A 23,769-nucleotide genomic window follows, 5' to 3' on the forward strand; every position below is an offset into this window, starting at 1 on the left:
GAGTGGCTGAGATCGCCCGGACTGCAACCGCCGGATTGAAGGCTGCAACCAACTGGCCGCCAACTCATTGTCCCCCATCACCGGCCGGGGGCTCTGCCGTAGGCGCCGGTGACTGAGAGAGATGCGCGCTCCCGCCTGCATTCTGGAGAGCGCCTGCGATGGCCATCTATTACTTCGACCTGCGCGACGGGGACGAGATTGTTCCCGACGAAGAAGGTGTAGAATTGCGAGACCTGCTCGCGGTGCAGGAAGAAGCCGCCCGCGCGCTCGCCGGCCTCTCGTGGGACTCCGTGCAAAACTTCAAAGGCGCGCAAAGTCACAGGATGTCGATTGAAGTCAGGGACACGCATGGCCCTGTGATGCAGGTCAGGTTCGTCTTCGATATCACCCGGTGGCAGTGAGACCGCTTCGGTCAGATCTCTTCAACCCGAAGAGGAACGACCACGTCCAACGGCCTGCCTTCATTGCGGCCCGGCCAGTTGCCCCAGATAACCCTCGCGTCGAATGAACGGCCGCGGCACATGACCTTGATCGTGTCGCCAACGACGGGTGCCTCGCCCTGGAACAGATTTTCGTCGACCCGAAGCTCGCGCTCCGTCACCAGTTCTCCGCTCTTGAGACAAATGCGCTTCACCCAGTACGCCATTGGAAGATCGACTCCATCTTGAAGGCTCCCTCGGTTGGCGGCCTTCCAAGTTTCACACGGGCCTAATTTGGTTCTGCCGCTTCGTCGCCGCGCTCCCTCAAGGCGGCCTTTTCGAAATGGGCGAGCGAGGCAGCCAGCGCAATCCGTTCGCGATCTCATCGTACTGCACCAGCCCGGAGCTGAAGCAAGAGCGTCCTTTTTCGACTCAAGCTGACGTGCATCAAAGACGCATGAGCAGGGCGCCGTCATGCTTCCGCAATCTTGCGGCATCGAACCTTTTCGCGGTCTGCGGCTTCTCTGGATTGGACCGCAACAGTGGGGATCTCGGTCATGACGGAAAACGCGCACCAGGATGCAACCAGGCGCAATCATCTGCTCGAGGCGGCGCATGAGGAGATGGTCAAGTTCGAGCGGAAGGAAAACGAGTTCCGCAAGAGGGATCGCCAGGAGCGTGCCGCCGAGCTCCACCTGCCCCTGGACGTGATCAAGGTTCATTAGCGAGCCCGGCATCACGCGTCGGCCATGCCCGCCTCACGGCCGATTGCGCGCGAAAGGTACCTAGATACTACTTCTAAATCATTGATCGAACAGCGAAATCCCCAGCCCGCCTACTGTGCATGGGGTTGTTTTCCAATTTCTTGAAAGACAGTGCCAGCCGCCGGCGCATGCCGGCCTTGCCCCGCTGCCATCTCCCTACCCGCGCATGCCGGCCGGACCTACATCAGCGCCAGCAGCCCGATGCCGATCACCAGCACGACGAAGCCAATCGCCGTCGCGGCGGCGAACGACCGCTCTACGTTATCCATGATGCCACCCCGTTGCCGGCGTGCCACGTTTCCCCCATGGCAGCACCGGACCTTGCGGAATCTCGCCTGCGGCTGTGGCTCGAGTGTTGCGATCGGGTGACCAAATTGGGACCGGTGCGGGGCCAGTCTGCGGCTCTCTCCCGCGCGGGCCTCGATGCCGCCGTCAGGCACCCGTAAGCCTGATCGCCTAATGTCGTCCCGCCCGGTGGACCAACACCGGGCCTCCATACCCAACCGACGACCCCGCTCACCCCCGAGCGGGGTTTTCTGTTTGCGGGCATGGGTGGGCGCCGGCCAGGATTCGATTCGCGGACTTGTCAGGCTGTCGTAAGCTCAGCCAGCTAGGGTCGTCCGGCTTATGGTGTTGCAGCCCAGCACCTCAGCCTCCAATAACCTCTGACCCGCCTGGCTCTCCCCGGGCGGGTTTTTTTCATGCCGGCCGGTTCACGAACCCCTCTCCTCCCGCGTCAGCCGCAGCGAGAAGGCGCGGATCGCGGGCGCCGCCAGCAGCACCACGGGCAGCATCGCGGCCCATGCAATCAGCCATGACACCATCCAGTGCCGGGCGAACAGCATCGCGCCGTCAGCGGGCAGGCTGGCGATCCCCGCCGCGATCAGCGAGGTCAGTCCGGACTGGAGGACACCGAAGACGAAATGACTGTAGCGGCGGGGAATGCCGAGCATGACGCGCCCATGTTGCTTGCCGTCACGAGGCCAAGCAAGGCACATGCCGGGGCCCGCATCGCGGCGGGCCTGGACTCTTCCCGTTCGATCGGGATCGTCAGTCAGTGCCGCGCGTTGGACAGCGGCGCGCCCCGCATCGGCTCGGTGCGATCGGAGCAGCACGACAATCCTTCGAAGCGCCAGAAGGTGACGAGGCTGGCCTCGCCGCACTCTTCGCAGACGAGCGTCTCGTCACCGAGCATGAAGCGGCCGCGCCTGAATGTCGGGGACGACGCCGGATGCCGGCAATGCGGACAGACCAGCGAGAACTTCCGTACACCCCAACGTAACGCAAGACGCCTCAGCCAGTTCACGCGGTCCTCTTCGCTGACGGCGTGCTCGTGCCGTGCTTCGATGTCAGCACAGCATAGGTGCCCGGCACGCAAAAGTGGAAATGCTTCAAGCGCACATGCTCGCTTCGAATAGCCGCGCCCGCACAGTTGCGGTTCCTCACATCTGCGATGGAGCGCAGGATGTCTCGCCACTCCCGCGTTCAACCTGGCATGTCGCCTGCGGCCATCGACGCGAAGATTCCCGGCGCTGAGTCCTGGAGCAACCGATCGTTAACCGATGACCATCGAATGGCCCCGTGGTTCTCCGACCATGAACAGAGTTCCTGAGCCGCGCACAGCTGCATCAGCGCAGCGGGCGATGGACTTGCACCGCTTGGCGGGCTGGCATCTTTCGGAATGCGATTTCGTTTGCTTCGGAGCGCGCGCGCTTTCGAAATTTCCGTGAACTGTCCAAGGCTTAACAGCGGATTTTGCTTGTCCCGGGAATATAATCACGCTCACCATGTTAGAGTGATCGAAGGTGAATCGTGGGGAGGTAACCATGAATCACAGGGGCATCGAGTTCACCGTCGCCAAGACGGCCATTCCTGGAATCTGGCAATGGCAGTTCCGAATCGGCGAGCAGGTCAAGACCGGCAAGACCGAGACCAAGATCGACCAGCTGGCGATCCGGCGGGTGCAGCTGCGGATCAATCGGGAACTGAAGGCCATCGGGCGCAAGACGGCCTGAACAACACGGCCTGAACCGGACGCACCAGATCGGCGGCGCCCCGGCGCATCCCGTAGCCGCCCGGAATTGATCTGCCTGTGGTTTGGGATTGCACTGCGCGCCACGGCCTTGGGGGCGGGGCCGTCACGCGATCGGGCCAGCCATGCCGCTCTATTTCTTTCGAATCCGAAACGGCCGCTATTCCGGCTGTGCGGACCAGGCGTCGGAATTTGCCGATCGCGATTTGGCCTGGAAGGAGATGACCAGCGCCTGCGCCGACATGGCCGCTGGCATCGCCCGCAAGCTCCAGGAAAACTCCGAATGGCACATGGAGCTCCTGGACGAGGCCAAGGAGCCGGTGTTCCGCATCCGCATCGTCGGCCGAGACGCTCGACTAGACGCGGACCTCAATCGGCGCTGGGCAGCCGCCGCATGGTGAATTCGATGTCGCCGCCGGGCAGCTCGCGCCAGGTCTCGACCGCGCTCATATAGCCGGCCTTGGGGTAGCGGGCGAAGAAGGCCTGCGCCCTCGCCCGCGCCGCCGCGCGCGGCAGCTTGAAAGTCTCGCGCAGATAGCCGTCGCCGGTGCGCTCGCCCGGCTTGCCGCCGATCCTGCGCCGGCGCGCCATCCGCTCGGCGAGATCTCGCGGACGATCGGCCATGACCTGTCCTCCTCTACGCAACACCTGCCAATAATGTAGGGAGCGGGCCGGACGATGAGGAGTCCCGGCCGAAAGGCGCATGCCGCCTCCGGCCGCCAGCTTCAGTTGGCGGCCGTGCCGGTCTTGGTCTTCTTCGGCGCGCCGGTGGTTGCGGCGGACGCCTTCGGCGCAGCCTGCTTCGGCGGATCGGAGCGCATGCCGCCCCAGGGGTCGTTGGACGCCTTGGCGTCCGGAATCTTCTTCAGCGTTTCCTTGTAGGCCTTGTCACGCTCGGCTTCCGCGGCCTTCTCCTCCGGGGTCTTGCCCGGGCCCTCCTGCAACAAATTGAGATTGGGCATTTGCGCGTAGGCCGGTCCCGCCAGCACGGCCAGCAGCACCGCCGCCATACGGAAAAGCTTCATCTTTGACTCCTTAGACCATTCATGGAGGCGCGGATCGCCCGTGCCTTGTCATCCCAGTGCGGCCGCTGAGGGGCCGCAGGAACCGCTACGATCGGCACGATTTCGGCGCGTGCAGCCAGTCGTCCCAGATCGGGCCGCACCTGGTGCACCCGTTCAGCGCCAGACCAAGCGCAATCAGACAAAAGACGAGGACATACCGACGCAACATAACCCACCCGTACCCAACCAAGGCATCATATCGGGCGAAGTCGGGCATTTTCAAGCCGACCGGACCGGCATCAGACCGGGTGACTTTGCCGCGCCGATCCGCGCAGAATGGCCGAAACATCCGGCAACAATGGAGGACACGACAGCAATGCCATCGCAGCCAGAAGCCGAGTTCGGCATCACCGAGGCCAGACGCATCCTCGGCGAGGTCTTTGCACCCTGGGTCCAGGATCTCAACCTCTCGGTCGAGCGTATCGAGCACGCGCAGCCCGCGGATGTGACGGACTGGCAGCCGGGCGCGCTGCTCCGGATGGCGTTTTCGGAGCGGCTGTGCCGGAACGGCGGCGTGGTCTGTGGCCAGGCGCTGATGGCCCTCGCCGACACCGCGATGGTGATCGCAATCCTCGCCGCCAATCGCGGCTACCGTCCGATGACGACGGTCGACCAGACCACGCATTTCATGCGCGCCGCCACCTCGTCGGACGTGCTCGCAGACGCCCGCGTGGTGCGGCTCGGGCGCACCATGAGCTTTGGCCGCGTCACGCTGCTCTCGGCCGCCGACAACAAGCCGGTGGCGATGGTGTCGAGCGCGTTCGCGATGTTGCCGGGATGAGCCCCACGAAAAATGAAGAGAGCCGCGTGAACGCAAGGCGCATCGCGGCTCTCCATCACGTTCGCATCGAAGCGAGAGGCCGAAGCGCGATTGCGTCCGCACTTCAGTCCGCTTCAAGAGTTACTTGCCGAGGATCTCGTCGGCCGCGGTGACGACGCTGACGGTCGGATTCTTTCCGCAATAGGCACCGAACTTCTTGGCGTTCTCGATGAACACCTCGGTGTCGATGATCGCGTTGTCCTCGTCGCCCTTGTACCAGCCGTCCATCCAGGTCAGCACGACCGCGATGTTGTCTTCGCCGCTCTCGAGGAACTGCTTGCAGGTCATCGTCGAGAGGTCCCACTTGACGGCGTGGGCGGGCATCGACGACAGCGAGAGCGCTGCGGCGAACAGGATCGAAAGCATGGTCTTCATCGGAATCTCCATCGGCGCGTAAGGCCACAAAGGAAAGGCTTGTGAGGAAAGTCGGCGGGACGTGACTGACCGCTTCAACGTCGTAAACGAAGTCTGAAGCGCTGTGCAAATAGCGCCAGTATTGAGTTTAGTTCAACGTAATTTCTATGCACTACTTCACAATCATCATTGTGGATTAACGCAGATGACCGAGAAACGTGCAGCCCAACGTTACCGTGTTTTCAAGGGTGGAACGATCACCTTTGAAAACAACGGCATCGCGTGCACCGTGCGAAACATGTCCGCGGGCGGCGTGGCGATCGACCTCGAGACCCCCGTCACATTGCCGCAATCGTTCACACTCTCGATCGCGCGCGACAATTTCGTGCGGACTTGCCGCCCCGTATGGCGCAGCGACAGGCGCGTCGGTCTCGCTTTCGTGCAATAGCGCGCACGATGTGAACGACTGTTCGTATCGCATCCACAATGCGGTTATGAGTGCCTGCTACGATGGCAGCGGCGCAAGGCGCAGGCCCGCCATCGCGCGTGCGATCGCCGACGATGCCGCAAACTCTTGCACTGGGATGTTCGAGATCATCGGTGACGCCGAGCGCCGGAGGATCCTGCCGGCCGTCAGATCGACTGCGACCATCTCGCTCTCGACCGGCCAGATCGGCCCGCAGGTGTCGCGGTCGAGCACGACGACAAGACCCTGCCTGGTCGGCCGGATCACGGCGTCGCGCCGACTGTCGCCAGTATCGAGGCGTACCCGCTATCGTTCGGGCGCTTGTCGCCCCATCGCCACCCCGACGCTTCTCACGCGTTGCCCGGCCGCGACGACGACAAGAACAGCGCGATGCGAGCGGTCAAACGGCACAGGCGTGTCGCCAGTGCCCATCGCGCTCATTTGGGCTTCTTGGCAGGTTCAGGCGGACGGGCTCCGCTCCACGGATCGTACTTCTCCTTGGGCTCCGGAATGCGCTCAAGCGCAGCCTTGTAGGCCTTCTCGTCGACCTTGGGCTTGTTGTCCGTCTTCTGGGCGCCTTCGTTCGGCTGGCGTCTGCCGCCACCCATCTGCGCCTGCGCCGAGGCAACCGTCAGCGCCAGCACCGCCGCCGCTATGACCAAAATCCTCATCGGTGCAATCCCCCTCGTCTGGGATACAAACTAGCCCGCAATCCCGTAATAGCAAATGCCGGGGGTTCCAGGCCTTCAGCAAATCTTGATCGGCCGGGATTTTGCCAGATCGCATTCGTGCCTATCTCTTGGCCCGCGGGGGGGACCTTCACGGATGTTGCGGATCATTGCTCATGCGGCGCTGCTGGCCGGCGCGCTCGCGCTCGGTGCCTGCGGCTTTGCCGACAGCCGCGCGCCGGTGCCCGAGTTCATGCGCATGAAGGAAACCGAGCAGCCACCGCCCGAGCCGCCCCCCGACGTCAAGCGCGTGGTGCGCGAGCAGATCGATGTCGTCTTCGTCAACACGTCCTATCCGCGCGAAGTGCACGTCGCCCCGCCGCATCGTGAGGTGCGAGGACCCGGCTGGACGGCCTGCGTCCGCGCGCAGCTCACCTCCGCAACCGGCTCCGCGCTCGGCGCCCAGACCTACATCGTGACCATCACTGGTGGAAAGGTCGTCGATCGCCGGCGCGCGGAAGCCGACGACATCTGCGGGACCGAGACCTACGAGCCGATCTAGGAACAAGCGGCGCCGTCAGCTCTGTGTAAGGCGGAATACCTTGAGGGCATCCGAGACCAGATCGGCGTTTCCGCTCGCTCAAGCTGCATCATGAAGAGCAATCGCGATACCGGCAGTTGAGGGTGAATGTCATTTGGACGTGCGCCGTTAAGGCAGGCTTGGACGATCATGGCGGCCGTCGGCATCCGGTAGCGCTTCAGCCTCCCCCAGAAAGGAAATCGGCAAACGGCTCCAAGCAATCATGATGATTCGCCGGATTGATGGGTTTCGCCCCCGGGAACATTGCCGACGTGCCAAATCCAGTTCCGGGAAAATCCTGCATTTGGGCCGGAACGATCGCCGCCTCCCATTCTTGTTACCGCAGTGGGCAGTTTCGGAGGAGGATATGATGCGGACATTTTCGATTGCACTGCTGGCGGGCGTCGCGGCCCTCGCTGCGGCGAGCGGCGCGAAGGCTGCCGACATCTACACGACCAGCGAATACGTCAACCCCGATCTCATCCAGGAAGTCCGGCTCGTCTGCGATGACGCCGGCAATTGCTATCGCACCCGCGGCGGCGCGCGCGTGATCGTGCGCGACTCCTATGCCACGATGCCGCGTGAGCGCTATTATGAGCGCCGCACCTATCGCGACTGGGACGACGGCCCGCGAGGCGGCGTCGGCATTCGCGCTCCCGGCGTCAGCGTGGGCGTCGGCGTCGGCGGCGACCGCTGGTAAAAGTAGAACCAAGACGGATGGGACCGGACGAGGCAACTCGCCCGGTCCCATCACATATGATTGCATCCGGTCACAGGCGTCAGGCGGCAACCGATTGCTGCTGAAATTGCTCGTAGGCTGCGATCGCATCGGCGGCGTACATCAGCGACGGCCCGCCGCCCATATAGACCGCCATGCCGAGCGTCTCCTCGATCTCCTCGCGCGTTGCACCGAGCTTGACGAGGGCCTCGGTGTGAAAGCCGATGCAGCCGTCGCAATGCGCGGCGACGCCGAGCGCCAGCGCCATCAGCTCCTTGGTCTTCTTGTCCAGCGCGCCGTCACGCGTCGCGGCCTGGGCCAGCGCGGCAAATCCCTTCATGGTGTCGGGAATGTCACTCCGCAGCTTGCGCAGATTGGCGGAGATATTCCGGGTGATATCAACGTAGTTCTTGTCCATCAAATCCTCGCTAGCTGGATTTAGTCGTCGTGGAAGCCGCCTTGTGCGGCGTGCGCAGGGCGACGTAGATCGCAGGGATGACGAGCACGGTGAGCAGCGTCGAGGACCCGAGCCCGAAGAGAAGCGAGATCGCCAATCCCTGGAAGATCGGATCGAGCAGGATGGTCGCGGCGCCGATCATGGCGGCAAGTGCGGTCAGCAAGATCGGCTTGAAACGAACGGCGCCGGCTTCAAGCACGACCTCACGAAGCGACTTGCCTTCCCCGCCACTGTGCCGGATGAAATCGACAAGCAGAATCGAGTTGCGCACGATGATGCCGGCAAGCGCGATGAAGCCGATCATCGAGGTGGCCGTGAACGGCGCGCCCAGCAGCCAATGTCCCACCAGGATGCCGATCAGCGTCAGCGGGATCGGCGTCAGGATCACGAGCGGCAGGCGGAAGCTCTTGAACTGAGCGACGACCAGCACGTAAATGCCGAGAATGGCTGCACCGAAGGCGGCACCCATATCGCGGAACGTCACCCATGTGATCTCCCATTCGCCGTCCCACAGCAAAGTGGGACGGGATTCATCGGTCGGCTGACCGTGCAGGCTGATCGCAGGCTTCGGCAGATTGCTCCAATCATGCGCATCCACGCGATCCGCAACAGCCAGCATGCCGTAGAGTGGCGCTTCAAAACGCCCGGCAAGCTCAGCCATCACCATGTCGGCGAAGCGCCCGTCGCGGCGGAAGATCGTCGGCGAGCCCTCCTCCATGGTCGCCTTCACGACCTGGCCCAGCTCGACGACCGTCTTGCTGCCGGGCAGCGTGTTGGCCGGCACCGGTGTCGAGGCCAGTGCCTCGTCCCAGACCAAGTGGCGCTTGCCGAGATGCACCGCGATCTCGATCGGGTTGCGATCCTCGCCACGATGCGAGTAGCCGATCGAGATGCCGCCGAACAATGCCTGGATCGTGTCATAGACATCGCGCTGCTCGACGCCGAAAAACTCGAGCCGGTCCTGGTCGATCGACAGCCGCAGCCGCGGCCGCTTCTCGCCGATGGAATCGTCCACATCGACGATGAAGGGGACCTCGGCAAAGACCTTCTTCAGCTCGGCCGTCACAGCGCGGCGCGTCGCGGCGTCGGGACCGTAGATTTCGGCCAACAGCGTCGCCAGCACCGGCGGCCCGGGCGGCACTTCGACCACCTTGATGCTGGTGCCCTTCGGGATGTCAAGCGCCTTCAGCCTCTGCCGCAGCTCCAGAGCGATGTCATGGCTTGCCCGATGGCGCTCGCCGCGGGCAGCCAGGTTGACCTGCAGCTCGCCCATCTCTGGCTTTTCGCGCAGATAATAGTGCCGCACCAGGCCGTTGAAATTGAACGGCGCCGGCGTGCCGGCATAGGATTGTAGCGAGGTGGCCTCCGGCAATTGCCGCGCGATCTCCGCCGCGCCGAACAGCGTGCGCTCGGTCGCCTCCAGGCTCGCCCCTTCCGGAAGGTCGACCACAACGGCGATTTCCGACTTGTTGTCGAACGGCAGCAGCTTCACCGTGACCGACTTGGTCGCGAACAGCATCATTGACAGCAGAGTCGCGATGCCGACGCCGAGCAGGAAGATCCAGGCGGCGCGCTTACTCCGAACGATGGGAGTGGCAAAGCGCCGATAGAGCCGCCCCAGCCGCCCTTCCTGGTGGCCGGCCTCGATCCCTGCAGCCTCAGTTTTCGGCGCCAGCTTGAGCATGAGCCAGGGTGCTACGACCATCGCTACAAAGAAGGAGAGCAGCATCGCCGCCGAGGCATTCGCCGGGATCGGCGCCATGTAAGGGCCCATCAATCCAGAGACGAACAGCATCGGCAACAGCGCAGCGACCACCGTGAGCGTGGCAACGATAGTCGGGTTGCCGACCTCCGCCACCGCCTCGATCGTCGCCTGCAATCTCGGCCGGCCGTCGCGCATGCCCCAATGCCTCGCGATATTCTCAACCACGACGATGGCGTCATCGACCAGGATGCCGATCGAGAAGATCAGCGCGAACAGACTGACCCGGTTGATGGTGTAACCCATCAGATTGGCCGCGAACATCGTGAGCAGGATGGTCGTAGGAATGACGACGAAGGTCACAACCGCCTCGCGCCATCCGATCGCGATCGCAATCAGCACTACGATCGAGACCGTGGCGAGCCCAAGGTGGAATAGGAGTTCGTTGGCCTTCTCGTTGGCAGTCTCGCCATAGTCGCGCGTCACCGTTACCTGAACGTCGTCGGGAATGAGGCGCCCCTTCAATCCCTCGAGGCGCCGGCCGATGTCGGCCGAGACCACGACTGCATTGGCGCCGGCGCGCTTGGCGAGCGCCAGGCTGACCGCGGGTACACGCGTCCACTGCCCCTTCTCGTCGCGCGCGTCGTTCCAGACCCGATGCTCGGCCGTATTTGGTCCGATGATGACGGAAGCGACGTCCTTGACATAGACCGGCCGACCGTCGCGCGTCGAGATCAAGAGCAATCCAATGTCGGGAATGCCCGCGAGCGTCTGGCCGGCCGCGACATTGCGCACGACGCCGGCATCGCGGACCTGGCCAGCCAGGAACGAGCGATTGGCGTCCTTCACCTTGGCTACGAGCTGCTGCAGCGTGACGCCGAACAGCGACAATTTTTCCGGATCTGGCTCGACCCTGATCTGCTGCGCCGCGCCGCCAGAGATGTAGGTCAGTCCGATGCTGTCGATCTTTATGAGCTCCGAGCGCAGCTTGTCGGCGAGCTCGAACAGGTCCTTGTCCGTCCAGCGCCCGGCCGCCTCTGGCTTCGGCGCCAGTGTCAATACCGTCACCGCGACATCATTGATGCCACGACCGACGATCAGCGGTTCGGGGATGCCGACTGGGATGCGATCGATATTGGCGCGGATCTTCTCATGGACGCGGAGGATCGCATCCTCCGACTTCGTTCCGACCAGGAACCGCGCGGTGACCATCACGCGGTCGTCCTCGGTCTGGCTGTAGACATGCTCGACGCCGTCGATGCCCTTGACGATCGCTTCCAGCGGCTTCGTGACGAGTTCAACTGCGTCGGGACCGCGCAAGCCATCGGCATTGACGCGGATATCGACCATTGGCACGCTGATTTGCGGCTCTTCCTCACGCGGGATCACCACTACGGCGATGAGGCCGACCACGAGCGCCGCGAGCAGGAACAACGGTGTCAACGGCGAGGCGATCGTCGCCTTGGTAAGCCGGCCCGAGAGTCCGAGATTCACGGCCGCACCAATTGGTCGCCGGCACGGATGCCGGACAGGATCTCAAGCCCATCGGGAAGCGCGGGCGTCGGCAGCTCGCGACCGCGCTGCACCGGCACGTCGACAACCCCGCCCGCCTTCTGAAGCCGCACGTAGTCGATCCCGAACCGGGTCGTCACGTAGCCTGCCGGAATGACGAATGCCTGCCGCAGGCCGCCGGAGATCCACACCCGCAGCCGATCCCCGACGAAGTATTCGCCGAGACCGTCGACGCTGGCGTCTGCAATGACACGACCTTCCTCGATCTGCGGATAGACGAGATCGATGACGCCCCATTTGGACGCATCCTCGCCAAGCTCGGCGCCGTCGACCCGAATCCTGTCGCCGGCTTTGAGCAGACGCGCGTGCCGCTCCGGCACCCGCAACCGCAACTTGAAGTGCTGCTGCGCGACGGTGACGATCGCGTCGCCGGACATCACCACAGAGCCGACAGTCACGAGCTTTCTCAACACCCGGCCACCGGAAGGCGCCAGCACCTGACCCTCGCTGAGCTGCTGCGCGATCACGGCGCGCTCGGCGGTCTTCGCGCGCAGCCCGTTCTCGGCGACGTTCAGCGCGGTCCTCGCCTCGTCAAGCTTGACGCGCGGGAGGGTGCCGCGTTCGACAAGGCCTTCGATCCGCGAGAAATCGATCTGCGCCTGATTGGCTTGAGCCTGGAGCGCCTCGATCTGCGCATCGAGGGCCTTCATCTGAAGGGCCAGCTTCTCGTCACCAATGATCGCGATCGCCTGGCCGGCAGTAACAGGATCCCCTTCCCTGACATTGAGCTGGACCACAATTCCGCCGATACGTCCGCGCGCGGGCACCACGCTGACACTCTCCACCGTTGCAAACACGGCCTTTTCGTCTGCGACGGGGTGCTGTGTCACGGTGAACGCTTCCGCAGCGGCGAGACCGGTCTGCAGGGCGGTGGCCGCAAGAACCGCCAACAATCCTAGGAGTCGCATGGGGCGTGTCCGGGCAATCATGGAACCATTGCACCGCGGCGCGGTGTCCTTGTGTGATTTCGTTCAGCTTTATCGGGGTCGCGCGTTGATCTTGCTCAACGCGCCGCAACTTGAGCGCTCGTAGATTTCACTTCGACCTTGCGGACTTGGGTGCACAAAACACCTGATAGAGCGTCTTCAGGATCTCGCGGGCCGGCTCGCTCGCGATCGAATAGAAAATCGTCTGCGCGTCGCGACGTGAGGACACAAGGCCATCCTTGCGGAGGAGCGCAAGATGCTGAGAGACCGTGGAATCTCGCAGGCTCAGGAACTCGGCGAGTTCGCCGACCGAGCGCTCACCCTCGATGAGCTGGCAGATGATGAGAAGCCGGTGGCGGTTGGAAAGCGCCTTCAACAGGTCGCTCGCCTGGTCGGCCGCCCGCTCCATGGTTTCGCTATCTATTTTCATACTTGCGTATATACGAATTTATGAATATCTTGTCAAGCGTCGCGGCAGAACAGCCAGGCCCAACTGGCGGAGCCGCTTATCCAGCGGAGGTAACCCATGGCGGAAGTTGTCGTAATTGGAGCCGGTCTTAGCGGGACGCTGATGGCCTATGAATTGCTGCCCCAGCTCGGAAAGGACGATCGTCTGAGCGTGATCTCGCAGGGCGCTATCTATCATTTCGTCCCATCGAACCCCTGGGTCGCGGTCGGCTGGCGAAAGCGCGATGAGATCGAGATCGATCTCGTTGACATCATGAAGCGCAAGGGCGTGCGGCTACTGACGCAGGGCGCCAAGCGCCTGCACCCGACCGAGAACCGCGTCGAACTCAGCGATGGCACGTCGATCAACTACGACTATCTGGTCGTCGCGACGGGGCCCGAGCTTGCCTTCGACGAGATTCCCGGCCTGGGCCCGCAAGGCCACACGCAATCAATCTGCCACGTCGATCACGCCTCGCACGCCAAGGACGCATTCGAAAAGCTCGCAGCCCGTCCCGGCCCGGTCGTGATCGGCGCGGTCCAAGGGGCCTCCTGCTTCGGCCCGGCGTACGAATTCCTGTTCATCCTGGAAACCGAGTTGCGCCGGCGCAAGCTACGCGATCAAGTCCCCATGACGTTCGTCACCTCGGAGCCCTATGTCGGCCACCTCGGCCTGGACGGCGTCGGCGACACCAAGGGCCTTCTCGAAGGCGAGATGCGCGAGAAGCACGTCAAGTGGATTACCAACGCACGCGTCAAGGGCGTCGAGGCGGGCAAGATGGTCGTCGAAGAGCTCGGCGAGGGCGGCGCGGTGTACAAGACACACGAGCTGCCCTTTGCATATTCCATGATGTTGCCCGCGTTCCGCGGCGTCGAGGCGGTTCGCGGCATCGACAAGCTGACCAACCCGCGCGGCTTCGTGATAGTCGACAAGCACCAGCGCAACCCCGCCTTCCCAAATGTCTTTGCCGTCGGCGTCTGCGTGGCAATCGCGCCGGTCGGTGCAACGCCGGTGTCGGTAGGCGTGCCGAAAACCGGCTTCATGATCGAATCCATGGTGACCGCGACCGCGCTGAATATCGGCGCCCTGCTCCGGGGCAAGGAGCCGAGCGCCCAGCCGACCTGGAATGCGATCTGCCTTGCCGATTTCGGCGATTCCGGCGTCGCCTTCCTGGCGCAACCGCAGATTCCGCCGCGTAATGTCAACTGGTCGTCCAAGGGCGAGTGGGTGCACTACGCCAAGGTCGCCTTCGAGAAGTATTTCCTCCGCAAGATGCGACGCGGCGAGAGCGAACCGTTCTATGAACGCTTCCTGCTCGACAAGCTGAACATCGCCAAGATCAAGGAGGTCCGGACGGGCACATGAGCGAGACACGCCAGATCGTCTGTGGGCATTGCGGGCGGACCAACCGCCTGCCAGCCGAGCGTACGCCGGAAGGCGCGCGCTGCGGCGCCTGCCACCAGCCGATGTTTACCGGCCATCCCATCGAGGTGGACGAGGAAGCCTTTGGACGTCATGTCGTCAACAGCGACATTCCCGTTCTGGTCGACGTCTGGGCGCCCTGGTGCGGGCCATGCCGCGCCATGGCGCCGATGTTCGAACGCGCCGCGCAGCAACTGGAGCCGCAGATCCGGCTGTTGAAGCTCAATTCGGACAACGCTCCTGCGTTGTCGTCGCGCCTCAACATCACCGGCATCCCGACCTTGCTGCTGATGCGCGGCGGCCGCGAGATCGCCCGCCACGCCGGCGCGATGGATGCACGCAGCATTGTGGCTTGGACCCAAGCCAGCCTGACCCGTTCGTAACGCCAACATAGTCAAAGAGGAGCATGCCATGAATGTCGACAAAGCCGTTCTCGCCTTCGCAGGTTTCGTCGTCCTGCTTGGACTCGCACTGGGCACCTACGTGAATGCGTACTGGTATCTGCTGACGGCGTTCGCCGGGCTGAACATGCTGCAGGCCTCGTTCACGGGCTTCTGCCCCGCTGCGATCGTGTTCAAGAAGCTCGGCCTGAGCAGCGGCTGCGCGTTCTCCTGAGCGCGACGCGGCGAAGACAGCCCAATTCCACGGAGACAGTCCATGACCTATCACTTCTCGAAAACGGTCGACCTGCCGTTCGACGCGGCGGTTGCGGCCACGACCGCGGCGCTGAAGCACCATGGCTTCGGCGTGCTCACCCAGATCGACGTCAAGGATACCCTGAACAAGAAACTCGGGGCCGAGTTTCGACCCTACCTCATCCTCGGAGCATGCAATCCCAAGCTCGCCTATGAGGCGCTGACCCTCGAGGACAAGATCGGTACGATGCTTCCCTGCAACGTCGTAGTTCAGCAGCGGGAGGGCGGCAAGGTCGAGATTTCGGCAGTGGATCCCGTCGCCTCGATGGCGGCGATCGAGAATCCGAAGCTCGGCGCCGTCGCCGGACAGGTTCGCGAGTTGCTGAAGCAAGTCGTCGCCGAGATTGCGTGAGACCATTCGCAGATTGCAGAGGCCGACCATGAGCGACGACACCTTCATCGAGGGACCTCTCTACGAGAAGCGGAAGAAGGTCTATCCGCAATCCGTCCAGGGCCCTTTCCGCCGCATCAAATGGGCGATCCTCTGCGTCACGCTCGGGACCTACTATCTCCTGCCCTTCGTGCGCTGGAATCGCGGACCCGGCCTGCCGGACCAGGCGGTGCTGATCGACCTTCCGCATCGGCGCTTCTACTTCTTCTTCATCGAGCTGTGGCCGCAGGAGGTCTACTATTTCACCGGGCTCTTGATCATCGCGGCGATGACGCTGTTTTTGATGAACGCGGTCGCCGGCCGGCTGTGGTGCGGCTACATGTGCCCGCAGACGGTGTGGACCGACCTGTTCTACGCGGTCGAGCGCTGGGTCGAGGGCGACCGGCGCGAGCGCATGCAGGGCGACAAGCGCTACTGGACGTTCGATCACATCCGGAAGGTCGCGCTGAAGCACTTTCTCTGGATCATGATCGCCTGGTGGACCGGCGGCGCCTGGGTGCTGTATTTTTCCGACGCGCCGACGCTGGTGAAGGAGCTCGCTACCTTCCAGGCCCCGTTCATCGCCTATCTCTGGATCGGCATCCTCACCGCCACGACCTATGTCTTTGCCGGTCACGCCCGCGAGCAGATGTGCATCTACATGTGTCCGTGGCCGCGCATCCAGGCGGCGCTGACCGACGAATGGGCGCTCAACGTCACCTATCGCCGCGACCGCGGCGAGCCGCGCATGTCGGTGAAGAAGGCGGACGCGGCCCGCGCGCATGGCGATCGCGCCGGTGACTGCGTCGATTGCCATCAGTGCATAAGTGTCTGCCCGACCGGCGTCGACATCCGCAACGGAATCCAGCTCGGCTGCATCCAGTGCGGCCTGTGCATCGACGCCTGCGACAACGTGATGCGCGAGATCGGCCGGCCCGCCGGCCTGATCGGCTACGATACCGACATCAACATGCAGCGCCGGCGCGAGGGCAAGGCGCCGCTCTACCGCATCATCCGTCCGCGCACGCTGACCTATGCCGCGGCCATCGCCATCGTCGGCGGCATCATGCTCTATGCCCTCGCGACGCGTACGACGATGGACGTCAACGTGCTGCATGAGCGCAATCCCCTCTTCGTCCAGCTCTCGGATGGCGGGGTGCGCAACGACTACACCGTCCGTATCCTCAACAAGGGCGCGCAGCGATCGTTTGCGCTCGAGGTCTCCGGCCTGCCCGGCGCCACCGTTCGCGTCGCCGGCATCGAAGCCGGCTCCGACGGCAAGCCCGTCATCGAGGTCGGGCAGGATCAGACCCGCGAGGTCAGGCTGTCGGTGCAGGTCGGTCCCGGCGACCTGCCGAAGACCTCCCGCGACGTCGGCATCGCCATCACCGACACCGCCGGTGGCGGACGCGCAAGCGCCCGCGATCATTTCGTGCCGGGCGAGCAGTAGCTCCCACATGCCATGGCGCATCCGGCGGCTGCCGCCGGATGCTGAACGAGACGTTAACACTACCGCTCGAATTGAAGCGGTATCCCAACGGGATTTTCCAATCTTTGCGCTAAGGATGACCGCGTAATCCGGGCTCAGCCCGCGTGAACGGGGACGACGGGACGTGGTCGACATCGCGCACCAGGCAGCGATCAATCCGGCATCGGCAAAGCATGCCACGACGACGCGCGCGCTCGTCCCGCTTGATGCAATTGAAGCCGGCCAATGGCGCGCGCTCGCGCAGCGGGCGGTCGAGCCGAACGGATATTACCTGCCCGCCTGGGAGCTCGCCGTCAGCGCGACCGCGCGCGGCCGCACGGGGGCCTCGGCACTGCCCGCATTCGACGGATATTCGACGCGACTGATCGGGCTGATGCCGGTGATCTCGCTGTGGCGGGCATGGAAGATTCCCCTGCCCGCGTTGGTGAGCGCGCATCCCTATGGCACGCTGTGCAGCCCGCTGATCGACCGCGACGCGCCGATCGAGGCGGCGACGCGTCTGCTGCAGCAGGCGCGAGAGACCGGCGCGCATGCGCTCGTGCTGAACGACGTCGCGCTCGACGGCGCGGCCATGGCGTCGCTCAAACAGGCTCTCAATCGCGACGGCCTGAAGCCGCGTGTTCTCAGCTCCTACATCCGCGCCAGCCTCGATGCTACGCAGGACGGCGAGACGCTGCTGCGCGAGGCGCTCGGCGCCAGGAAGCTCAAGGAGCTGCGTCGCCAGCGCCATCGTCTCGAAGAGCACGGCCCCGTCGTGTTCGAGGTCGCGCGCCGGCCTGACGAGATCGGGCCCGCACTCGAAACATTCTTGCAGCTCGAAGCCAGCGGCTGGAAGGGCAAGCGCGGCACCGCGCTGATCCAGCATGCGGGCGATGCGACCTTCATCCGCCGCGCGGTGCCGGCGCTGGCAGAGACCGCGCAGTGCGAGATCGTCACGCTGCGCGCCGGCACGATTCCGGTCGCCGCCGGCATCGTGCTGCGCCATCAGGACCGCGCCTTCTTCTTCAAGCTCGGCATCGACGAACGCTTTGCAAGATATTCGCCGGGCGTGCAGCTCACGCTCGACCTCACCCGCCATCTCTGCGCCGACCCCGCCATCGCCAGCGCGGATTCCACCGCGAGCGCCGACCACCCCATGATCAACCCGATCTGGCGCGGGCGGTTTGCGATCGGTGACGTGCTGATCCCGCTGCGGCGGAACGATCCGGTCGTGCCGCTCGTTCACGCAGCACTGGTCGGCCTCAACGCCGCGCACGAGGCCACGCGACGCGTGGTCCGCCGCCTCCGCAAATAAGCGAAACCTACTCCGCCGCCTGCGCGTTGATCTCCGCCGAGACCTGGCGGATGGCGCGGGCGAGCAGGTTCGGGTCCTGCGCGCCGGAGACGGCGTATTTCTGCGCGAAGACATAGGTCGGCACGCCGGAGATGCCCTTCTCGGAGGCTTCCTGCGCGTCGGCCGAGACGCGCGCGACGTCCTCGTCGGTGGCAAGGCGCTTGCGCACGTCGTCGGCATCGAGGCCGACATCGGCGGCCGCCTGCACCAGCACGTTGACGTCGGTGAGGTCGCCGCCATCGCGGAAGTAGAGCTCCATCAGGCGCTGCTTCATCTCGGGCGCCTTGCCGATCGCTTCCGCCCAGAGGATCAGGCGGTGACAGTCGGTCGTGTTGGGCTGACGTGCGACCAGCTCCGGCTTGTAGACGAGGCCCTCTTCGCTCGCGGCCGCGACGACGCGCCCCGCAATGCCCTTATAGGCCTCGACCGAGCCGAACTTCTGGGTGAGATAGGCCTCGCGGCTGATGCCCTCGCGCGGCACCCACGGATTGAGGAAAAAGGGGCGGAAATTCAGCCTGACCGGAACGTCGGGCACGAGCGCCAGCGCGCTTTCGATGCGATGCTTGCCGATATAGCACCACGGGCACACCACGTCGGAGACGACGTCGATCTGGAGCGGTTTCAGCGTGCTCATGTCAGGCGCCTCCTTCGGGCACTTTAAGGGTTCGCCCAAAGATAGGCCGAACCCGGCCCGAGGCAAGAGCGCTATGTCATAGCTGCTGCCATCTGCTTCAGCCGCTCCGCGGTACGCTCGTCGGCCGGAAAGAACGTCTCCAGCGCAAGCTCCGACAGGGTGATGTCCACGGGCGTGCCGAACACCATGGTGGTGGAGAAGAAACTTAGTATCTCGCCGTTGTGGCGCAGCTTGAAGGGGATGGCGACATTGTCGCTCGACAGCGGCGCCGAGCGTGCCGGGATCGGGTAGCTCTTCAGGTCGTTGTAGAGCTTGATCAGCTCCGGATCGGCCGTTGCCTCGCATTGCCGGTGCAGCCGCTCCAGCAGATGCCCGCACCACTCCGCGAGATTGACCGTGCGCGGCGCCAGCGCCTCGGGATGAAACGCGAGCCGCAGCACGTTGAACGGTTGGCCGAGCAGCCGCTGCGGAATGCCGTCGAGCAACGGCGCCACCATGCGGTTTGCGGAGACCAGGTTCCAGTGCCGGTCCACCGCGAGCGCCGGATTGGGCTCGTGAGCCTTGAGGACGAGGTCGATCGCCTGGCGGGCTGATTTCAAGGCGGGATCCTCCAGCGCGCGCTGCGGAAACGCCGGCGCAAAGCCGGCGGCGACCAGCAGCACGTTGCGTTCGCGCAAGGGCACGTCGAGACGTTCGGCGAGCCTCAGCACCATGTCGCGCGAGGGCGCGGCGCGGCCGGTCTCGACGAAGCTCAGATGCCGCGCGGAAATCTCCGCCTCGCCCGCCAGATCGAGCTGGCTCATCCGGCGGCGCTGACGCCATTCGCGCAAATGGTCACCGATATGGATCGGCTGGCTGCGTTCGGCGTGCGCCGTGGATGCATGTGCGTTCATGGTCGAAAACCTAGCACGCGGATTTCAGCCCTTCCATTACCCGCGAGGTAATCGAATTGGCGCTTGAGTTCCTGAAATCGCTGGATTGCCGACGCGCGTCGATGTCCGCGCAATGGTCATGCAAGACCATTGCCGGGCATTTCCTGGGCCGTCTTCCGGCGCGCCCACGGCGGCCTCGAACGCGCAGCCTGCACCGTCCGAGCGCCACCGGCCGATAAGTCCCGCGACAGGTGCAGAATGACTACTGCGACCGATCCGACGTCCACCCCTTGTACTCGGCGACATTGTCCCGGGTCACAAGTTTCGACGGCAGGAGTTCGACGGTCGATGCCGGCTTCTGGCCATTGAGAATACCGACACCGACCTGCACGGCGCGCCGCGCCATGAAGAACGGATCCTGTGACGCGGAAGCCTGGATCTGTAGCGATGCGGGATCCTTCAGCGCGGCCTCGATGTCGGGCGCGCCGTCCACCGCGGTGATGACGATGCCGGTGCGGTTTTGCTGGCGCGCTGCGAGGTCGGTGCCGATCGCCTGCGGATCGTTGATGGCGAAGATGGCGTCGATCTTGGGGAAGCGGGTCAGGTAACCCTGCGCAACGGTGAGGCCGCCCTCGCGCGAGCCCTTGCCGTCCTGGTCGTTGGACAACACCTTGATGCCGGGATTCTTCGAGAAGACGTTCTTGCAGCCGACAACGCGGTCGATCACGGCGGAAACCTGCGGCCCGTTCTCGATGATGACGTCGCCCTTGCCTCCCAGCTTGTCGACGATGTACTGGCAGGAAATTTCGCCGGCCTGGACGTTGTTCGTGGTCACGGTGGCATCGGCGCCTTCGGCCGCGGTGTCGACCGCGACGACGACGATACCCGCCGCCTGCGCCTTCTTGATTGCCGGTCCGATCGCCTTGGGGTCGCCGGGGTTCAACAGGATCAGGTCGACGCCGGCGGCGATGAAATTGTCGATCTGGGTGACCTGCTTGCCGAGGTCGTATTCGAAGCCGACCGTGGTGACCTTCACATTGGGATTGGCCTTCTTGGCCTCGAACTCGGCGCCCTTCGACAGCGCGACGAAGAACGGGTTGCCCAGCGAGCCGAGCGAAACGCCGATCGACTTGAGCTCCTTGGCGAAGGACGGCGCGGTGCTTAGGGCAAGCACCGTCGCGGCGCCGGCAAGCGTGATCGTCTTCAACATTGGCTTCCTCCCTGGTCTGTCTTCATCTCCGGCACGGCTGACCAGTTGCCGTACCGGAATCTCACATCGAACCACCCGCGCTCAGCTGCGCGCCGCACCTTTCAGGTTCTGGCCGAGCCCCTTAGGTTCTGGCCGAGCCTTGCAACCGATAGCGGTCCAGCGCCACGGCGCCGATGATCACCAGGCCCTTGATCACATATTGCCAAATGTCCGAGACGCCGGTGAGGATCAGGCCGTTCGAAAGCACCGCGATGATCAGCGCGCCGACCAGCGTGCCCCAGATCGAGCCGATACCGCCGACGAACGAGGTGCCGCCGAGGATCACGGCGGTGATGGCGTCGAGTTCATAGGACTGGCCGAGTTGAAGACCGTTGGCCGCATAGAGCCGCGCCGCCTGCATGGCGCCGCCAAGTCCGGCCAGCAGCCCCGACGCGCCGTAGACGAAGATCAGCACGGCCCAGACCTTGATGCCGGCAAGCCGCGCCGCGCTCTCGTTGCCGCCCACCGCGTAGATGTGCACGCCGAGCACGGTCCGGCGCAGCACCAGCCACGAGACGAGGATGACGAGCAAAGCGATCACCGAGAGCCACGGGATCGAAGCAACGCCCGGAACGAGCGTCAGCGAGCCGTTGCCGATGAAGGCGTAGGGAATGGAAGGATTGAACACCGTGGTGTCGGCGCCGAGCAGCCGCGCCAGACCGCGCACGGCGGTGAGCGAGCCCAGCGTCACGATGAACGGCGGCAGGCGCAACAGCGCGATCAGCGCGCCATTGACGACACCGAAGCCGAGGCCGGTGAGAACGGCGGCCGGCAGCCACAGCGCCCCGAGCTCCGGCAGTTTCGAGATCGTCAGGCCGGCCATCGCGGACGCCGCCAGGATCGAGCCGACCGAGAGATCGATGCCGCCGGTCAGGATGACGAAGGTCATGCCCGCGGCAAGCACGGTGTTGACGGCGGCCTGCTGCAAGACGATGCCGAGATTCTGTCCGGTGAAGAAACGGCCATCCGACAGGTAGTGAAAGCCGGCGCATAGCAGCAGCAGCACCGGCAGCATGCCGGCCGCGCGGATCAGAAGCCTGATGCGCTGACGCCTGGTCTCCTGGGCGGCGGCCAGGCCGTTTGCCGTGGCGGCCTTCGCCTGCGTCGATCCGTTATCAGGCATCGAGATGCTCCATCCCCGTAGCAAGTGCCATGATATCCTCCTGATTGAGCGGCGCCGTCTCGGTTCGGCTGACTTCGCCTGCGATATGTCCCGACCGCATCACGATGACGCGGTCGCAGATGCCAATGATCTCAGGCAGGTCGGACGAGATCACGAGGATCGCGGTACCGGCCTTGGCGAGATTGTCGATGATCGAATAGATTTCCGACTTGGCGCCGACATCGACGCCGCGCGTCGGCTCGTCGAGGATCAGGATCTTTGGCGCGATGGCGAGAAGCCGCGACAAGAGCACCTTCTGCTGGTTGCCGCCGGACAGGCCCCCGGCCGGCACGCCGACATTGGCCGCGCGGATGCTGAGCCCCGCGAAGGCCCTGTCGGCGCGCTCGCGCGCCTTGTCACCATCCAGGAACCAGCCAAGCTTCGCATCGCGCCCGAGCACCGCGAGATTGATGTTGTCCAGGCAAGACATGTCGAGAAACAGGCCGAGCGCCTTCCTGTCCTCCGTCAGATAGGCGATGCCGGCCTCGAGCGCCTCGCCGGGCGTGCGGATGTCGATCGGGCGGCCTTCGAGTTCGAGACGGCCCGACGTTTTTGCCGCCGCGCCGATGATGAGATGCGCAAGCTCCGTGCGTCCGGCACCGATCAGGCCGGCAAGCCCCACTACCTCGCCGGCATGCACGGTGAGCGAGCAGCCCTTGACGCGCCGGCCGTCAGACATGTCGATCGCACTGAGCACGGGGTGTCCCCGCCCCGCCTCCGGGTCATGGTCCTTCTTGTAGAAGGAGGAGACGTCGCGCCCCACCATCAGCCGCACGATGGTATCGGCGCGGATCTCCGGCTTGTCGAGTGAGCCCACGAGACGGCCATCGCGCAAGACGGTGACGCGGTCGCCGAGCGCGTAGACCTCGTCCATGCGATGCGAGATGTAGATGATGGCGAGCCCCTCGGCGCGGAGCTGACGGATCAGCGCGAACAGCCGTTCGCTCTCGCCGGCCGACAGCGCAGTGGTCGGCTCGTCCATGATCAGGATTTTCGACCTCGCGTGCAGCGCACGCGCGATCTCGACGAGCTGGCGCTGGCCCATCGACAGATGCGCCACCAATGTCGATGGCTGGAAGTCCGCGCCCAGCCGTTCCAGGATGGGGCCGACGCCCTGGCGCATGGCGCCGCGCGCCAGCAAGCCCGAGCGCGAGATCTCGCGGCCGAGATAAATATTCTCCGCGACACTGAGATTGGGAGCCAAAGACAGCTCCTGATAGATGATGGAGATGCCCGCGGCGCGGCCGCCGAGCGGGCCTTCGATCCGCACCGGCCTGCCTTCGATGCGGATCTCTCCGCCCGGATCGGGCCGGTAGGCGCCGGACAATATCTTCATCAGAGTCGATTTGCCGGCGCCATTCTCGCCCATCAGGGCATGGATTTCGCCGGGATAGACGGTGAGATCGACGGCACGCAGCGCCTTGATGCCGAAGAAGCTTTTCGAGACCCCGCGCATCTCGAGGATCGGATCGTTCATCGTGCCTCCCGACGCACAATGCGTTTCCCACCCGCGTCTCGTTTTCTCAGCGCGGTTCGCGCATTAAACAAAACGC

At 64.3% G+C, this 23,769-nt stretch carries 31 protein-coding genes; 14 read left to right on the forward strand and 17 right to left on the reverse strand.

Features of this window, described 5'->3' with window-relative positions:
• The first annotated feature begins 158 nt into the window (after positions 1-158).
• Positions 159-401 (forward strand): hypothetical protein, encoded by a 243-nt coding sequence (locus AAFG50_RS28625; RefSeq protein WP_028173340.1) that lies wholly within the window; start codon positions 159-161, stop codon positions 399-401.
• Positions 402-412: 11 nt separating this feature from the next.
• Here AAFG50_RS28625 and AAFG50_RS28630 read toward each other — a convergent pair whose 3' ends face one another.
• Entirely contained in the window at positions 413-646 is a 234-nt protein-coding gene (locus tag AAFG50_RS28630) for a hypothetical protein (protein ID WP_028173339.1), read from the reverse strand.
• Positions 647-976: 330 nt separating this feature from the next.
• Between AAFG50_RS28630 and AAFG50_RS28635 the strand changes: the two genes are divergently transcribed.
• Positions 977-1,144, forward strand: coding sequence for a hypothetical protein (locus AAFG50_RS28635; protein ID WP_053815136.1), 168 nt, complete (start codon positions 977-979; stop codon positions 1,142-1,144).
• Positions 1,145-1,896: 752 nt separating this feature from the next.
• Here AAFG50_RS28635 and AAFG50_RS28640 read toward each other — a convergent pair.
• Positions 1,897-2,136 carry a DUF2798 domain-containing protein gene (locus AAFG50_RS28640; protein ID WP_028173338.1) on the reverse strand — a complete coding sequence of 80 codons (240 nt, stop codon included), beginning with the start codon at positions 2,134-2,136 and terminating at the stop codon, positions 1,897-1,899.
• Between the two features lie 101 nt (positions 2,137-2,237).
• On the reverse strand, positions 2,238-2,489 hold the full coding sequence (locus tag AAFG50_RS28645; protein ID WP_162185873.1) for a hypothetical protein: 252 nt from the start codon (positions 2,487-2,489) through the stop codon (positions 2,238-2,240).
• 520 nt (positions 2,490-3,009) lie between these two features.
• Between AAFG50_RS28645 and AAFG50_RS28650 the strand changes: the two genes are divergently transcribed.
• A complete protein-coding gene (locus AAFG50_RS28650) occupies positions 3,010-3,198 on the forward strand; it encodes a hypothetical protein (RefSeq protein WP_028173337.1) in 189 nt (62 codons plus the stop codon).
• 142 nt (positions 3,199-3,340) lie between these two features.
• Positions 3,341-3,616 (forward strand): hypothetical protein, encoded by a 276-nt coding sequence (locus tag AAFG50_RS28655; RefSeq protein ID WP_049832478.1) that lies wholly within the window; start codon positions 3,341-3,343, stop codon positions 3,614-3,616.
• Here the strand turns inward: AAFG50_RS28655 and AAFG50_RS28660 are convergent.
• Together AAFG50_RS28660 and AAFG50_RS28665 are read right to left on the reverse strand one after the other, a co-directional pair.
• Entirely contained in the window at positions 3,585-3,839 is a 255-nt protein-coding gene (locus AAFG50_RS28660; RefSeq protein WP_028173336.1) for a hypothetical protein, read from the reverse strand. The two genes, AAFG50_RS28655 and AAFG50_RS28660, sit on opposite strands and share 32 nt — an antisense overlap.
• 101 nt (positions 3,840-3,940) lie before the next feature.
• Positions 3,941-4,240 carry a hypothetical protein gene (locus tag AAFG50_RS28665; RefSeq protein WP_028173335.1) on the reverse strand — a complete coding sequence of 100 codons (300 nt, stop codon included), beginning with the start codon at positions 4,238-4,240 and terminating at the stop codon, positions 3,941-3,943.
• Between the two features lie 355 nt (positions 4,241-4,595).
• Between AAFG50_RS28665 and AAFG50_RS28670 the strand changes: the two genes are divergently transcribed.
• A complete protein-coding gene (locus tag AAFG50_RS28670; protein ID WP_028173334.1) occupies positions 4,596-5,060 on the forward strand; it encodes a PaaI family thioesterase in 465 nt (154 codons plus the stop codon).
• Positions 5,061-5,180: 120 nt separating this feature from the next.
• Here AAFG50_RS28670 and AAFG50_RS28675 read toward each other — a convergent pair whose 3' ends face one another.
• Positions 5,181-5,474: an HdeA family protein gene (locus AAFG50_RS28675; RefSeq protein ID WP_028173333.1), complete on the reverse strand. Its 294-nt coding sequence runs from the start codon at positions 5,472-5,474 to the stop codon at positions 5,181-5,183.
• Between the two features lie 184 nt (positions 5,475-5,658).
• On the opposite strand from AAFG50_RS28675, the gene AAFG50_RS28680 reads away from it, so the two are divergent.
• On the forward strand, positions 5,659-5,901 hold the full coding sequence (locus tag AAFG50_RS28680) for a PilZ domain-containing protein (RefSeq protein ID WP_027548601.1): 243 nt from the start codon (positions 5,659-5,661) through the stop codon (positions 5,899-5,901).
• 57 nt (positions 5,902-5,958) lie between these two features.
• On the opposite strand, the gene AAFG50_RS28685 is transcribed toward AAFG50_RS28680, so the two are convergent.
• Both AAFG50_RS28685 and AAFG50_RS28690 read right to left on the reverse strand, forming a co-directional pair.
• Positions 5,959-6,186, reverse strand: a complete 228-nt coding sequence (locus AAFG50_RS28685) for a hypothetical protein (protein WP_028173332.1) — start codon at positions 6,184-6,186, stop codon at positions 5,959-5,961.
• A gap of 170 nt (positions 6,187-6,356) precedes the next feature.
• Entirely contained in the window at positions 6,357-6,590 is a 234-nt protein-coding gene (locus tag AAFG50_RS28690) for a hypothetical protein (RefSeq protein WP_028173331.1), read from the reverse strand.
• A 154-nt stretch (positions 6,591-6,744) separates the two neighbouring features.
• Here AAFG50_RS28690 and AAFG50_RS28695 point away from each other — a divergent pair, with 154 nt between their 5' ends.
• A complete protein-coding gene (locus AAFG50_RS28695; protein WP_028173330.1) occupies positions 6,745-7,149 on the forward strand; it encodes a hypothetical protein in 405 nt (134 codons plus the stop codon).
• 385 nt (positions 7,150-7,534) lie between these two features.
• Positions 7,535-7,867, forward strand: coding sequence for a hypothetical protein (locus AAFG50_RS28700; protein WP_039185571.1), 333 nt, complete (start codon positions 7,535-7,537; stop codon positions 7,865-7,867).
• 79 nt (positions 7,868-7,946) lie between these two features.
• Here the strand turns inward: AAFG50_RS28700 and AAFG50_RS28705 are convergent, their stop codons facing one another.
• The 4 genes from AAFG50_RS28705 to AAFG50_RS28720 form a co-directional block, all read right to left on the reverse strand.
• Complete coding sequence (locus AAFG50_RS28705) at positions 7,947-8,303, reverse strand: carboxymuconolactone decarboxylase family protein (RefSeq protein ID WP_011088514.1); 357 nt, start codon at positions 8,301-8,303, stop codon at positions 7,947-7,949.
• 10 nt (positions 8,304-8,313) lie between these two features.
• Entirely contained in the window at positions 8,314-11,538 is a 3,225-nt protein-coding gene (locus AAFG50_RS28710) for an efflux RND transporter permease subunit (protein ID WP_028173328.1), read from the reverse strand.
• Entirely contained in the window at positions 11,535-12,524 is a 990-nt protein-coding gene (locus AAFG50_RS28715; protein WP_028173327.1) for an efflux RND transporter periplasmic adaptor subunit, read from the reverse strand. Before AAFG50_RS28715 ends, AAFG50_RS28710 begins: the two co-directional genes overlap by 4 nt.
• Positions 12,525-12,651: 127 nt before the next feature.
• Entirely contained in the window at positions 12,652-12,951 is a 300-nt protein-coding gene (locus AAFG50_RS28720; RefSeq protein ID WP_231166536.1) for a metalloregulator ArsR/SmtB family transcription factor, read from the reverse strand.
• A gap of 117 nt (positions 12,952-13,068) precedes the next feature.
• On the opposite strand from AAFG50_RS28720, the gene AAFG50_RS28725 reads away from it, so the two are divergent.
• From AAFG50_RS28725 to AAFG50_RS28750, 6 genes are all read left to right on the forward strand, one after another.
• Complete coding sequence (locus tag AAFG50_RS28725) at positions 13,069-14,355, forward strand: FAD/NAD(P)-binding oxidoreductase (protein WP_028173325.1); 1,287 nt, start codon at positions 13,069-13,071, stop codon at positions 14,353-14,355.
• Positions 14,352-14,795 carry a thioredoxin TrxC gene (gene trxC, locus AAFG50_RS28730; protein WP_011088519.1) on the forward strand — a complete coding sequence of 148 codons (444 nt, stop codon included), beginning with the start codon at positions 14,352-14,354 and terminating at the stop codon, positions 14,793-14,795. The genes AAFG50_RS28725 and trxC overlap by 4 nt, the downstream gene beginning before the upstream one ends.
• Before the next feature lie 28 nt (positions 14,796-14,823).
• Positions 14,824-15,027, forward strand: coding sequence for a DUF2892 domain-containing protein (locus tag AAFG50_RS28735; protein ID WP_011088520.1), 204 nt, complete (start codon positions 14,824-14,826; stop codon positions 15,025-15,027).
• Positions 15,028-15,069: 42 nt separating this feature from the next.
• On the forward strand, positions 15,070-15,459 hold the full coding sequence (locus AAFG50_RS28740) for a DUF302 domain-containing protein (RefSeq protein WP_011088521.1): 390 nt from the start codon (positions 15,070-15,072) through the stop codon (positions 15,457-15,459).
• A gap of 28 nt (positions 15,460-15,487) precedes the next feature.
• Positions 15,488-16,927, forward strand: a complete 1,440-nt coding sequence (ccoG, locus tag AAFG50_RS28745) for a cytochrome c oxidase accessory protein CcoG (protein ID WP_028173324.1) — start codon at positions 15,488-15,490, stop codon at positions 16,925-16,927.
• A 163-nt stretch (positions 16,928-17,090) separates the two neighbouring features.
• Positions 17,091-18,260, forward strand: a complete 1,170-nt coding sequence (locus AAFG50_RS28750) for a GNAT family N-acetyltransferase (RefSeq protein ID WP_028173323.1) — start codon at positions 17,091-17,093, stop codon at positions 18,258-18,260.
• 7 nt (positions 18,261-18,267) lie between these two features.
• On the opposite strand, the gene AAFG50_RS28755 is transcribed toward AAFG50_RS28750, so the two are convergent.
• From AAFG50_RS28755 to AAFG50_RS28775, 5 genes are all read right to left on the reverse strand, one after another.
• Complete coding sequence (locus AAFG50_RS28755; RefSeq protein ID WP_028173322.1) at positions 18,268-18,933, reverse strand: DsbA family oxidoreductase; 666 nt, start codon at positions 18,931-18,933, stop codon at positions 18,268-18,270.
• Between the two features lie 71 nt (positions 18,934-19,004).
• On the reverse strand, positions 19,005-19,826 hold the full coding sequence (locus tag AAFG50_RS28760; protein ID WP_028173321.1) for a helix-turn-helix transcriptional regulator: 822 nt from the start codon (positions 19,824-19,826) through the stop codon (positions 19,005-19,007).
• A gap of 241 nt (positions 19,827-20,067) precedes the next feature.
• The gene (locus AAFG50_RS28765) at positions 20,068-21,015 is read right to left on the reverse strand and encodes an ABC transporter substrate-binding protein (RefSeq protein WP_028173320.1); all 948 of its coding nucleotides are present in this window, start codon (positions 21,013-21,015) and stop codon (positions 20,068-20,070) included.
• Positions 21,016-21,136: 121 nt separating this feature from the next.
• Complete coding sequence (locus AAFG50_RS28770) at positions 21,137-22,177, reverse strand: ABC transporter permease (protein ID WP_011088527.1); 1,041 nt, start codon at positions 22,175-22,177, stop codon at positions 21,137-21,139.
• Positions 22,170-23,693, reverse strand: coding sequence for a sugar ABC transporter ATP-binding protein (locus AAFG50_RS28775; protein WP_028173319.1), 1,524 nt, complete (start codon positions 23,691-23,693; stop codon positions 22,170-22,172). Before AAFG50_RS28775 ends, AAFG50_RS28770 begins: the two co-directional genes overlap by 8 nt.
• Positions 23,694-23,769 lie beyond the last annotated feature (76 nt).

The sequence above is a fragment of the Bradyrhizobium sp. B039 genome (assembly GCF_038965675.1).
GTDB lineage: Bacteria > Pseudomonadota > Alphaproteobacteria > Rhizobiales > Xanthobacteraceae > Bradyrhizobium > Bradyrhizobium diazoefficiens.